This is a genomic window from Bacteriovorax sp. PP10 (genome assembly GCF_035013165.1).
Lineage (GTDB): Bacteria > Bdellovibrionota > Bacteriovoracia > Bacteriovoracales > Bacteriovoracaceae > Bacteriovorax > Bacteriovorax antarcticus.
In genome coordinates, this window is the sequence record NZ_JAYGJQ010000001.1 from 1,377,271 (window position 1) to 1,388,724 (window position 11,454).

Genomic DNA, 11,454 nt, shown 5'->3' on the forward strand with positions numbered 1-11,454 from the left:
TATTAAAACAGGACCCCAAAAGTGCTAAATCCATTAGTTAATGTTGATGACGTTAAAATCCCAGATATTCAGTTAATCCGTGATGTGAATAAACATCTACTGCGTGGACACCGCTGGATTTTCGCTGATTGCTTTGATGGAAAAACTCCGTCAGGTCTTGCTGTTTTAAAATCAAGAAATGATTCTATCGCTATTGGATTGGTTCAGGCCGATACGCAAATGCGCTTTCGTGTTTTATGTCTTATGGAAGAGCCTTATGTTCGTGCGAACAATCTTCCACTAACATTAAGAGTGTGGAGTGAAACTCAACTAAGTAGAGCGATCGCTCTTCGAATTAATTTTAGAAGTGAAATGACAAATAGCTTTCGCCTGGTGAACGGTGAAGGTGACGGGATGCCTGGTTTAACAATCGACATCTATGACAACACGGCAGTTATCAAACATGACCATCCAGTGTGTGAGAGATTTTATAACCACCACGGGATTGCGGCCTTCATTCAAAAAGAAATGCCTTATATTGAAAACGTTTACTATAAGAGAAGAAATGATGAAGAGGTAAAGGGGATCGACATTGTCGGGAAACTTCCTGCTGAAGTGATCTTTAAAGAAAATGGGAGCTTCTTTGCCAGCAACATTAGAGATGCTGCTAAAACAGGATTCTTCCTTGACCAACGTGATAATAGAAAACTTATCGGACAGTTCTCTAAAGATAAAACAGTTTTAAACCTGTTTAGTTACACTGCTGGTTTTTCAATCTTTGCGGCCCATGGTGGAGCTAGCGAAGTGACAAGTGTTGATATCGCTAAGGCGGCCATCATTGCAGCTGAGAGAAACTTCGAAGTTAATAATCTTAAAACGAAACACAATGCGATCGCTGACGATGCTTTTGCTTATATAGACGAGCAGATTAAAAATAAAGTGAAGTGGGATTTAGTTATCACAGATCCACCAAGCTTTGCTCCCAACCAAAAAGCTGTGGAGACGGCGACAGCTGCCTACACAAAAGTTTTCACTAATTCTTTAAAGCTGGTTAAGGGTAATGGAATGTTTGCTGCAAGCTCATGCTCAAGCCATATCAGCACAGAAATGTTTTTAAACATCTGCCGTGAAGCTTTTTCTAAAACAAGAAAGAAGGGGACGCTGGTTTATCTGGGCGGACAACCTTTCGATCATCCGTATCCACTGGCGATGGACGAACTTCGTTACTTGAAGTTTGCTCTTTTTAGAGTTGATTAACGAAATTTAAAATTATTTTTCATTCCTTCAACTTCAAGCGCTTGAATTTCACGTCTGATTTTCTCTAGCTCTTTTTGAAGTTTAGTGTAGTCATCAAGATTCATGGAGCTGTCGCTGATATGAGGCTTCATCTCTTCCATCTTATCCATGATATCTGTTTCTACATCTTTTAGTTCAGCGTGGTGTTTTCCCACCAGGTATTTTTCTCTGAAAGAAGCTTCGCGCTCCGGAGGACAAAAGCTGATATATCGGTCCGAACGTTTTCCAAGTTCGAAGGCCTTGTTAGGAAGACAGTACTCCATCCATCCTTGATAAAATCCTTTTTCATAACCAGCAAGATCGATATCGGGGTTGCGGGCGAAACATTTATCTCTTAATTGATCAGTGTATTTTTTAGGAGATCCAGCGCGTCCTTGAGAAAGCCCTAACGCGTTCATATCTTTATCGCAGTCTTTTTTAGTGATAGTTGAACATGACAAAAGTAAGAAAGGGACTGACAAGAGTGCGAGTACGCGTAAAGACATGGTAAATCCTCAAAAAATAACTTATTTATGACTCAAACATTATCGGTGAAATCTAATTATAGGCCAGTGTTTCTTGAACTTTTAAAAAAGTATGGCTAGCATGGGCCTTTAAATAAAAAGTAAATACCGGAGTAAAGAACTTGGTGCGTAATATTGGTAAAATAGCGATGCTTTTAGCATTGTCTGTAGTTGTTGTTTCTTGTGGAAATGGATCGTCACCGACAGGTTCTGAAACGAGTGCAATTAACACTGACATTAAAAATTTAAAATTAAACTTTCATCCGTTGCAAACAAAGTACGATTGGAAACCTCAGTATGGTCAAAGCATTCTGGGTTATATGAACAGACCCGAGCTTTCAACTCTGGTTGATACACGCTTAAATATTTATGACCTGAGTAAGCTTAATTGTTTTGGATATAATCAGGCATCAGTGTTTGAGAAGAAAATGTTCTGGATTACTTTCATGGCCTCAATTGCCCATGCTGAATCGACATTAAATCCCAACGTTGTTTACCGCGATTTGGACGGAACATTGAGCTCGGGACTTCTGCAGATTGACCTTCAATCGGCCAACCGCCACACCTATGCCTACACTGGAAAGACTTACACGCAAAAAGATCTCTATAATCCCGACTTAAACTTAATGGCCGGTCTTTATATAATGAAACACCAGCTTGAAGGGGGGATGAATTCCGACCGTCCTGATATCGCTGGCAGACTCTTCACGGAGCGCAGTTATTATTGGTCAGTCCTTACGTTAAAGCGTGATCTGATCATCAGAACTTTCACCAAAAATGCTCTGGCAAATTTAAGTTTCTGCTTCATTGGGCAGCCTTAATTTCATTGGTAAAAATGTTTATTTATTTTTTAAGATTGTATCAAAGTCCATAAAACTTTTTTCGGAACCAAAGAAGCAGGTTGCAGTGTCTTCCCATTTGTCTTTGATTTTCACCTGAAGAAAACGAGGACGTCCTCCAACGTTGTAGCATTGAGAGAAAGCAGGGCTGCCTACACCGCCACCAGGATGCTTCAGGATGTTGTTTTTACCTCGAGATAAACAGCTCTTTGGATTTTTTTGACAGTCGGAACTAATTAAAAAAAATGTGCTTGTTTGCCAGCAACCTGAAACCTTAAATTCAGATCCTTTCTCTGTTGGATCTTCAATAAATTTCAAATTTAACTTTTCACAGTTCCATTTTAAATCAGCGGCATAAATGAAATTTGAAAACAGAATGAATGTTAATGCCATTAAAAATTTCAAAGTGAACTCCTAATATTTGAAAGCATTTGAAAGTGATTTCCAGATAGAACTCACGCCTTCTGAAATGCCTTTGGCCACTTTGGCAGCGGTCTCAGATACTTTCCCCATAAAACTGCTGATATCCGACTCTGTAGGAAGCTTTGAAAAGATACTATCGTTATCAGTCTGTTTCGAACCACTGTTAAATATGTCCTTAAAGATTGTTTCTTTTTCTTTCACAGCTCTCATTCTTTCATTTTTGATGACTAAAACGTCAGTTACACCAGTTTGAAGTTGATCTTGATCCATCCAAAATGAACCTTTCTCCGGTTCACATTTGGCAGCAATTGCTGGTTGATAATAAGTGCAACCTCTTCCCCAGGAGTTTCTTACTTGGTACTCACATTTTCCATTGGTACCCATGCGTCTTCCGACAATCATCAGCTCGTGAGCGCCATGGCCACCAGGTAAAGATTCTGCATTGGCAAAGAAGGATGTATTCATACCAATACTTGGCATCGAATTATTTTCGAATGCTTCATCAATCACGTTAGCTATTGTTTTGCTACCTAAGCTGGATTTATAAATAAGGTCAACTTGTGGATCAACTTTAACTCTTCTGCCTTCGCATAGTTGATTGAGAAGATCCCTGAAGCTCGCTAAACTGTCATATTGATTTCTGTTAAGAACATCTTTAATCATGTCTGCAGTGACACCGGGAAGAGAGGGCTTGATAACTTTTTCATAATTCTCAGTACAGCTGGCACAATAATCAGCAGGTCTTCCTTTGATGACGTAATCATCGTGAATCTTTTGAAAAGTTTCCATTAATTTTAAAATTGCAGAGTGACCTAAGTTAGATGACGAAGTTTGATTAGAGGGGATAACTGATTCAGGACAATACCCATTTGTTCTCGCAATATCCGTTGCGGACAGTGGGCTGATTCCTCTTAGCTCTTCTAATCGTTTACCTGCTACTTTATTACTTGTTCTTGGATTGGCACCTTGATTTGCATATTCATTAATAGACACATCAAGAGAAGATATGGGCTCACCGATAGCGAAAGATAATGAATCTGCAGGAGCGTAGGCCCCACACCATCCAACGCCATCTTGATCGCGCGGTGTTTGAAAATGTTTTATTAGGCCTTCTTTTCCAACTGACTTTAAGTAATCCGGATCAGTTAAATCTTTTGGACTACAATCCGCGTTTGCATTGGAAATAAGAATAAATGAGAAGAGGATTATCGTTTTCATTATTAACATGTCGGATAGTTGAACGAAAAGCTTTAGTAATGTCCAAGTAATCGTTTTTAGACTAATGAGGGGAGGCACATTGTCTCTTCAATTTTTCATTGGAAGCTCATTGGGGAGTTTTAACCAGGCAATATTTGCTTAGAACAATTTGCCCTTTTCAAAAAAATTGGAATTATTTAATGGGATCTCCGACAATGAATTATGGGAAATACAAAATTAAAAGAGTCTAGGCCTTCTAAAGAATCTACACCTTATTCGAAGTTCAAGGAAATTGACGGAAGTCACCCCTTGAAAAAGAATGTGCCCGAAGCGGTAGTTGAGTACCAGGTTCGCACAAGGCATGGAGGGCAGGTCGCATTTTTTAATTTTGATCTCGCTCGCGAAATAGGACTTATCCCGGAAAATCATCCAGACGAATTTACCAAAGAACTTAAAGAAGAAATCTTAAATACATTCAGCATCGTGATCATTAACGAATACGATATGATGAATAATTTTAATTATCCCAAAGAAGAAATCAAACCCAATACTTACATGGCCACTCGCTACCTTCAACTTCAGCATCCGTGCAAGAAGGGGACGACGTCTGGAGATGGAAGAAGCATTTGGAACGGTCAGATTTCAAAAGGTGGGAAGACTTGGGACGTTTCAAGTTGCGGAACTGGAGCAACAAAACTAAGCCCGGCATGTAATATCAACAAAAAGTTTTATCAAACGGGAGACCCGACGGTTTCTTACGGTTGTGGATACTCGGAAAAAGATGAAGGATTAAGTTCACTGTTTTTCAGTGAAGTTTTAGCAAAAAATGGTCTGGTGACTGAAAGAGTTTTAGGGATCATTGAATACGCTAAAGGTCTCTCGATCAACATCCGCGTTCACGACAACCTTCTTCGTCCTTCGCACATGTTTAATCACTTAAAACAAAATAACCTGCCAACACTTAAGCGAGTGGTGGATTACTACATCGACCGTCAGATTAAGAACAAAGTCTGGAAGCATGCTCCGACTGAACCAAAATCTCTTTATGATTATTTCCTTAATCAGGTAGTAGAGACGTTTGCTGAAATGTCGGCGAACTTTGAAGATCAGTATATCTTTTGCTGGTTAGACTGGGATGGGGACAATATTTTAATGGACGGTGGGATTATCGATTACGGATCGGTTCGCCAGTTCGGATTGTACCACCACGAATACCGTTATGATGATGTTCAGCGCTGGTCGACGTCGATTAAAGAGCAAAAACAAAAAGCACGCTACATAGTTCAGACTTTTGCTCAAATTGTTGATTACATCAAAAATGAAAAGAAGAAATCAATTGAAGATTTTAAGAATCACCACTCGATGGCCTCTTTTGATAAACGCTTCAACGATTATAAAAACAGAAATATCCTGACGAAAATCGGATTCACTCCAAAGTATGCAGAGTTTCTTTTAGAAAACTGCAAGAAGGATGTGGAAGATTTCAGAAGTGATTTTACTTATTTTGAAATGGCGAAATCAGTAAAAGGAATTCAGAAAGTACCGGATGGGATTAACTGGAATGCGATCTACTGTATGCGCGACATTTTAAGAGAGCTTCCGCAGATGTTATTGTCTCGTGGGATCAACGCTCCTTTAGTAAGTTCTGAATTCGTAGACATCATTAAGTCTAGTTATGCGACGAAAGCGGATCTTAAAAAATCAATCCGTCGTGATATGAAAATCAGAAGCTATCAGAAAAATTACGTGAAACTTTTAAACAAAGTGGCAATGAAGTTTAAAATAGCTCCGGAAAAAGTTCTTCTTGATGTCTCAATGAGATCAAGTGTGATTAATAAGTACGATAGAGTGACGGGAGATTCAATCACAACTATCGTTCAGAAAATCATGAACCAGAAACCAAAGTTATCTGCTGAAGACATCAATACGACTTTAAAAGAGTTTACAGCGTATCAAAACCTGAACCCTGATAAAGACAGAAAACCTTCTAATTTTGAATCTGAAAAAGAGCAGTCACGCCTTGTAAAAGGGATGCTACAGATCGTACGCGAGTATAGAGACGGGATATGAAAATAGTTCTCTATTCGGGGGGAGGCGAGAAAGAAAATCGCTTCCTGAATAAGCGTGCCCTGGATTTGACAGGTGCAGATGTTCCAAAATTAACTTTCATTCCTTCCAGCTCTTACGATGCCGAAGAAGACTTCAAGTTTTTTGTCGATGAATTCTCCAAACTTGGCGTTCAGCGCTTCATGCATTTTTGTGTCGACACTCCTTTTACTAAAACCATGCTTAGTGAAGTTTTAAAAAGCGACCTGATTTTTTTAGGTGGTGGAAATACGTTTTATTTTCTGAAACATCTAAAAAAGCATAAGATGTTCGATCATTTTAAGAAATTCTTAAAAAGAGGTGGAGTGCTTTGTGGCCTGTCTGCAGGTGCTATTGTATTAACTCCTCACGTGCATACAGCGAGCTTTCCGCACTTTGACCGCGATGAGAACCCATGGGATATGAAAAACCTCTCAGCTATGAGATTGGTCAACTTTGAGTTCTTCCCTCATTATAAAAACTCGCAACGTTATGATAACGAACTAAAGCATCATTCTAAAAAATCTAATCTTCCGCTTTATGCGTGCGCCGATGGTGGTGGGATTATCATTGAAAAAGAAGGCCTTACTTTCTGTGGAAAGACCCACGTTTTTTATCAGGGAAAGAAGTTCACTCTTTCTCACTATCTAGGTTAATTAATTGCAAAAAAATAAACAAATTTTTAATAAGTGCGGTAGAATAAATATCTTAAAAAAATAAAAAAACAGGATGTTTTTTATGAAGAAAATTTGTGCATTGATTTTTGTTATCTCTTACGCTCTGGCCGCGGCAGTTGTTCATGCCGGAAGTTTTATCAAGTAAGATCTTTTTTAGAAGCACTTGATGGTCTGGTCCAGATAAAAACCAACACACCCACAAGTACACTCGAAGCAAAAATCTTGATTGCTAAGGGGATATCCAATGTCGGAATTCTCCAGGAAATAATCAGACCAAGCATAATAGTGGCTACCCATTTGGATTTAATGCCAATCACACCACGCTCGTGCCAGTCTTTTAGAGAGGGTCCCAGGTATTTGTGATTCATCAGCCAGTTGTGAATTTTTTCGCTGGATTTTGAATAGAAATATGCGGCCAGAAGTAAGAATGGAGTGGTGGGAAGTACGGGAAGAAAAGCTCCGACAATCCCCAGGGCCAGAAAGAAGTGGCCTAAAGTGAGTAAGACAATTTTTTTCATTTTTCGATATCGGCGAAATAATTATTAATATTAGTTTTGAGCTCAAGATAAAAGGGATTAAAAATATCCAGCTGAGCAATGGTCTTTCTAGTGACCAGTGAAATAGGGCGAGTCACTTTGAGTTTTCTATAATGTTTCTTTTTAATATTTAATTCTTTACATAATCCCAGCGGGATCAATCCATTCCCTAAACCAACTTTTGTCATTTGATAAACGGCGAGAAAAGACTCTACATAAATAACAGAGTTCGCAAAAAGCTGTGGGTATTCTTTTTTAATCGAAGGCCCGATACTCTTCCAGGTCGCAGAGTTTTCTTCAATAGTAATCAGTGGAAGATTGCGATTGGGTTTATCTTTATTTTCTGCATAAAGTAATGCCAGGGGTTCATCTACCAAGTGATAAGAAGCTAAGTCTTTTCTGGCATCGTTAGATGTGCAGATTCCTAATTGGTATTTTCCCAGTGTGACGTTTTCTAAAAGCATTAAACTTCTATGAACATGGATATCTAGTTTGAGATTCTTAAAACTTTTAAGAGTTTTATCAATAACTGCAGGCCCGAAGCTTCCGGCGATAGAGTCGGAGAGTGCTAAAGAAAAATGGGAAATGTGATTTGATTTGTTTGCCGTATTGATGGAAAGATTCTTTAATTCCAACAGAAGCGGTTTAGCTTTACTTAGAAACTGCAGTGCTTCAGGAGTTAGTTTGAGGCGCCTACCATCTGGTTCGACTAATTTCATATCGAGTTCAATTTGTAATGCTTGAAGGCGTTTACTCACGGCAGATTGAGTTAATCTCAAGCTGAGAGCAGCTTGGCTTACCGTTTCGTGTTTTTCAAGTGCCATAAGGGCTTCAATTCCGTCCAACATATTCCTTATACTACTACATTCTATTCGAATTATTCAATTTTTTCGTGCTTCTTTTTCGCATAAAATTCCTATAGAGGCCGCTGTGCAGGAAAAAAACTTGAGAACGGTTAGATTTTCCTTCGTGACGGTGCTTTTAATAACATTTATACTTGGCTTACAAAACATTCAGATACTTTGAGTTAATCCCCAATAAAGGAGTCCCTTCATGAGCAAGGTTAAAAAAACGCTAACAGTTGGTTCTAAGAACTACACTTACTACAGCTTAAGAGAAGCAAAGAATTTAGGTCTTACAGACATCGACAAACTTCCAAAGTCTCTAAAAGTTTTAATGGAGAATTTACTTCGCCATGAAAATGGAAAAGACGTAACGTTCGAAGACGCAAAAGCGATCAACGAATGGGCGAAGACTCAATCATCTGATAGAGAAATTGCTTACTACCCAGCTCGCGTTCTTATGCAAGACTTTACAGGAGTTCCTGCAGTTGTAGATTTAGCGGCAATGAGAGAAGCAATGAGAACAATCGGTGGAGATCCAAAAAAGATCAACCCACTTATTCCCGTTGACCTGGTTATCGATCACTCGGTAGCTGTAGATTTCTTCGGTCACTCTGATTCATTTGAAAAGAACGTTGATTTAGAATACGAAAGAAACAGAGAAAGATACACGTTCCTTAAGTGGGGACAAAAAGCATTTAAAAACTTCCGCGTAGTTCCTCCAGGAACAGGAATTTGTCACCAGGTTAACCTTGAGTATTTAGCACAAACTGTTTGGACTAAAACTGAAAATGGTGAAACGACAGCATACCCAGATACATGCGTAGGAACTGACTCACATACAACTATGGTTAACGGACTCTCTGTTTTAGGATGGGGTGTTGGTGGTATCGAAGCTGAAGCAGCAATGCTAGGCCAAGCGGTTACTATGACTGTTCCAGAAGTTGTTGGTTTCAAAATGACTGGAAAAATTAAAGAAGGGATCACTGCTACAGATATCGTATTAACTGTAACTCAAATGTTACGTAAACACGGTGTAGTAGAAAAATTCGTTGAGTTCTACGGTCCGGGTGTAAAAGCTTTATCTCTAGCAGACAGAGCGACAGTTGCGAACATGGCACCTGAGTACGGAGCGACTTGTGGATTCTTCCCAACTGATGAAAAGACAATTGAATACTTAAGATTCACAGGAAGATCTGAGGAGCAAGTTGCCCTTGTTGAAGCTTACTCGAAAGAGCAAGGTCTTTGGTTAAATGAAGGGGATGCTGATCCAGTATTTACTTCAACTCTTGAACTTGATCTATCTACTGTTGTTCCATCTCTATCTGGGCCAAAACGTCCTCAAGATAAAATCGAACTTACTGCAGCTGCAGACGCTTTCGGAAAAGAACTTGTTGGAGCTTTCAAAGTTAATCCAGATGAAGCACACAAAGAATACGCTGTTGACGGTGAAACATACAAACTTAAGCATGGTGCTGTAGCTATCGCTACAATCACTTCTTGTACAAATACTTCAAACCCATCAGTTATGATTGCTGCTGGTCTTGTTGCTAAAAAAGCAAGAGCTCTAGGCCTTAAGTCTCAGCCATGGGTTAAGACTGCTCTTTCTCCTGGATCAAAAGTTGTAACTGACTACCTTGTAGAGTCTGGTCTTCAACAATCTCTGGATGAATTAGGATTCAACCTTACTGGATACGGATGTATGTCTTGTATCGGTAACTCTGGTCCACTTCCAGAAAACATTTCTAAATCAATCAATACGAACAACCTTGTTGTTACTTCAGTATTATCTGGAAACAGAAACTTCGAAGGACGTATCAACCCAGACGTTAAAGCAAACTACCTGGCTTCACCTCCATTAGTTATCGCTTACGCGCTTGCTGGTAACATCAACATCAACATTTCTAAAGACTCACTTGGAAAAGGATCAAATGGAAAAGATGTTTACCTAAAAGACATCTGGCCTACTCATGAAGAAATCCAAAACGTACTTATGTCAAAACTGACAAGTGCTATGTTCAAACAACGTTACGCTAACGTATTTGATGGAGACGCTCACTGGCAGTCAATTAAGATTACTGAAGGTGAGTTCTACGCATGGGAACCAGATTCAACTTACATCAGAAACCCAACGTTCTTCCAAAACATTGCTGATGGAAAAATTGATTCAATTAAAGTTGATGGTGCAAGAATCCTAGCTCTATTTGCTGACTCAATCACAACTGACCATATTTCTCCTGCTGGATCGATTAAGAAAACATCACCTGCTGGTGCTTACCTTCAAGAAAAAGGTGTAGCTGTAGCGGACTTTAACTCTTATGGATCACGTCGTGGAAACCATGAAGTTATGATGAGAGGAACATTTGCTAACATTCGTATTAAAAACGAAACAGCACCTGGAACTGAAGGTGGAGTAACGAAGTACATTCCAACTGGTGAAATTCTTCCAATCTACGATGCAGCTATGAAGTACATCTACAACCAAACTCCACTTGTGGTTATCGCAGGTAAAGAGTACGGAACTGGATCATCTCGTGACTGGGCAGCGAAAGGAACAATGTTACAAGGTGTAAAAGCAGTTATCACTGAATCGTTTGAACGTATCCACAGATCGAACCTTATCGGTATGGGTGTTCTTCCATTAGTATTCCCAGAAGGAACGGATAGAAAGACTCTAGGTCTTGTAGGGGATGAAACAATCTCTCTTCACCCACAAGGGGATTTCAGACCAGGTATGAAGTACGACATGATCGTAACTCGTGCAAATGGCGAGATCGTAAGAACGGTTGTAACGTCAAGAGTGGACACTGTGGATGAGTTAAACTACATCACAAACGGTGGTATTCTTCAGTACGTTCTAAGAAATTTAAAATAAACTTTTTTGAGTTTTAAGAGAGAGGGGGATTTGAAAAAATCCCCCTTTTTTTTTGCCCAATGGCCTATCTAATAGTTAGGTATCCTGTGCGCTCAAATAGTGTCTAAACTTTAGACAGGCACTTCCTATGTCTTGTAAAAAATTCCACTTCAACCTATAGACAGGCCCATCTTGCTAAAATCAATCATTCACTCACGAATGG

The 11,454-nt window shown here is 39.3% G+C and carries 10 protein-coding genes; 5 read left to right on the forward strand and 5 right to left on the reverse strand.

What is annotated here, in order from left to right; genetic code table 11:
- Window positions 1–21: 21 nt before the first annotated feature.
- A complete protein-coding gene (locus tag SHI21_RS06785) occupies window positions 22–1,236 on the forward strand; it encodes a class I SAM-dependent rRNA methyltransferase (protein ID WP_323575539.1) in 1,215 nt (404 codons plus the stop codon).
- Here the strand turns inward: SHI21_RS06785 and SHI21_RS06790 are convergent.
- The gene (locus tag SHI21_RS06790) at window positions 1,233–1,760 is read right to left on the reverse strand and encodes a DUF2799 domain-containing protein (protein ID WP_323575540.1); all 528 of its coding nucleotides are present in this window, start codon (window positions 1,758–1,760) and stop codon (window positions 1,233–1,235) included. The genes SHI21_RS06785 and SHI21_RS06790 overlap by 4 nt on opposite strands.
- 167 nt (window positions 1,761–1,927) lie before the next feature.
- On the opposite strand from SHI21_RS06790, the gene SHI21_RS06795 reads away from it, so the two are divergent.
- On the forward strand, window positions 1,928–2,599 hold the full coding sequence (locus SHI21_RS06795; RefSeq protein ID WP_323575541.1) for a transglycosylase SLT domain-containing protein: 672 nt from the start codon (window positions 1,928–1,930) through the stop codon (window positions 2,597–2,599).
- 18 nt (window positions 2,600–2,617) lie between these two features.
- Here SHI21_RS06795 and SHI21_RS06800 read toward each other — a convergent pair whose 3' ends face one another.
- Together SHI21_RS06800 and SHI21_RS06805 are read right to left on the reverse strand one after the other, a co-directional pair.
- Window positions 2,618–3,022: a hypothetical protein gene (locus tag SHI21_RS06800; protein ID WP_323575542.1), complete on the reverse strand. Its 405-nt coding sequence runs from the start codon at window positions 3,020–3,022 to the stop codon at window positions 2,618–2,620.
- Window positions 3,023–3,031: 9 nt separating this feature from the next.
- Entirely contained in the window at window positions 3,032–4,258 is a 1,227-nt protein-coding gene (locus tag SHI21_RS06805) for a C1 family peptidase (protein WP_323575543.1), read from the reverse strand.
- Window positions 4,259–4,459: 201 nt separating this feature from the next.
- Here SHI21_RS06805 and SHI21_RS06810 point away from each other — a divergent pair, with 201 nt between their 5' ends.
- Together SHI21_RS06810 and SHI21_RS06815 are read left to right on the forward strand one after the other, a co-directional pair.
- Window positions 4,460–6,307 (forward strand): hypothetical protein, encoded by a 1,848-nt coding sequence (locus SHI21_RS06810; protein WP_323575544.1) that lies wholly within the window; start codon window positions 4,460–4,462, stop codon window positions 6,305–6,307.
- Window positions 6,304–6,978, forward strand: coding sequence for a Type 1 glutamine amidotransferase-like domain-containing protein (locus SHI21_RS06815; RefSeq protein ID WP_323575545.1), 675 nt, complete (start codon window positions 6,304–6,306; stop codon window positions 6,976–6,978). Before SHI21_RS06810 ends, SHI21_RS06815 begins: the two co-directional genes overlap by 4 nt.
- A gap of 158 nt (window positions 6,979–7,136) precedes the next feature.
- On the opposite strand, the gene SHI21_RS06820 is transcribed toward SHI21_RS06815, so the two are convergent.
- The gene (locus tag SHI21_RS06820) at window positions 7,137–7,517 is read right to left on the reverse strand and encodes a YbaN family protein (protein ID WP_323575546.1); all 381 of its coding nucleotides are present in this window, start codon (window positions 7,515–7,517) and stop codon (window positions 7,137–7,139) included.
- Window positions 7,514–8,383, reverse strand: coding sequence for a LysR family transcriptional regulator (locus tag SHI21_RS06825; RefSeq protein ID WP_323575547.1), 870 nt, complete (start codon window positions 8,381–8,383; stop codon window positions 7,514–7,516). The genes SHI21_RS06820 and SHI21_RS06825 overlap by 4 nt, the downstream gene beginning before the upstream one ends.
- A 205-nt stretch (window positions 8,384–8,588) precedes the next feature.
- On the opposite strand from SHI21_RS06825, the gene acnA reads away from it, so the two are divergent.
- Window positions 8,589–11,252 (forward strand): aconitate hydratase AcnA, encoded by a 2,664-nt coding sequence (gene acnA, locus SHI21_RS06830; protein ID WP_323575548.1) that lies wholly within the window; start codon window positions 8,589–8,591, stop codon window positions 11,250–11,252.
- Window positions 11,253–11,454 lie beyond the last annotated feature (202 nt).

Coding starts and splice junctions, on each gene's coding strand:
- SHI21_RS06790 (WP_323575540.1), bottom strand. CDS start 1,760: ATGTCTTTACGCGTACTCGCACTCTTGTCAGTCCCTTTCTTACTTTTG.
- SHI21_RS06795 (WP_323575541.1), top strand. CDS start 1,928: ATGCTTTTAGCATTGTCTGTAGTTGTTGTTTCTTGTGGAAATGGATCG.
- SHI21_RS06805 (WP_323575543.1), bottom strand. CDS start 4,258: ATGAAAACGATAATCCTCTTCTCATTTATTCTTATTTCCAATGCAAAC.
- SHI21_RS06810 (WP_323575544.1), top strand. CDS start 4,460: ATGGGAAATACAAAATTAAAAGAGTCTAGGCCTTCTAAAGAATCTACA.
- SHI21_RS06815 (WP_323575545.1), top strand. CDS start 6,304: ATGAAAATAGTTCTCTATTCGGGGGGAGGCGAGAAAGAAAATCGCTTC.
- SHI21_RS06820 (WP_323575546.1), bottom strand. CDS start 7,517: ATGAAAAAAATTGTCTTACTCACTTTAGGCCACTTCTTTCTGGCCCTG.
- SHI21_RS06825 (WP_323575547.1), bottom strand. CDS start 8,383: ATGTTGGACGGAATTGAAGCCCTTATGGCACTTGAAAAACACGAAACG.
- acnA (WP_323575548.1), top strand. CDS start 8,589: ATGAGCAAGGTTAAAAAAACGCTAACAGTTGGTTCTAAGAACTACACT.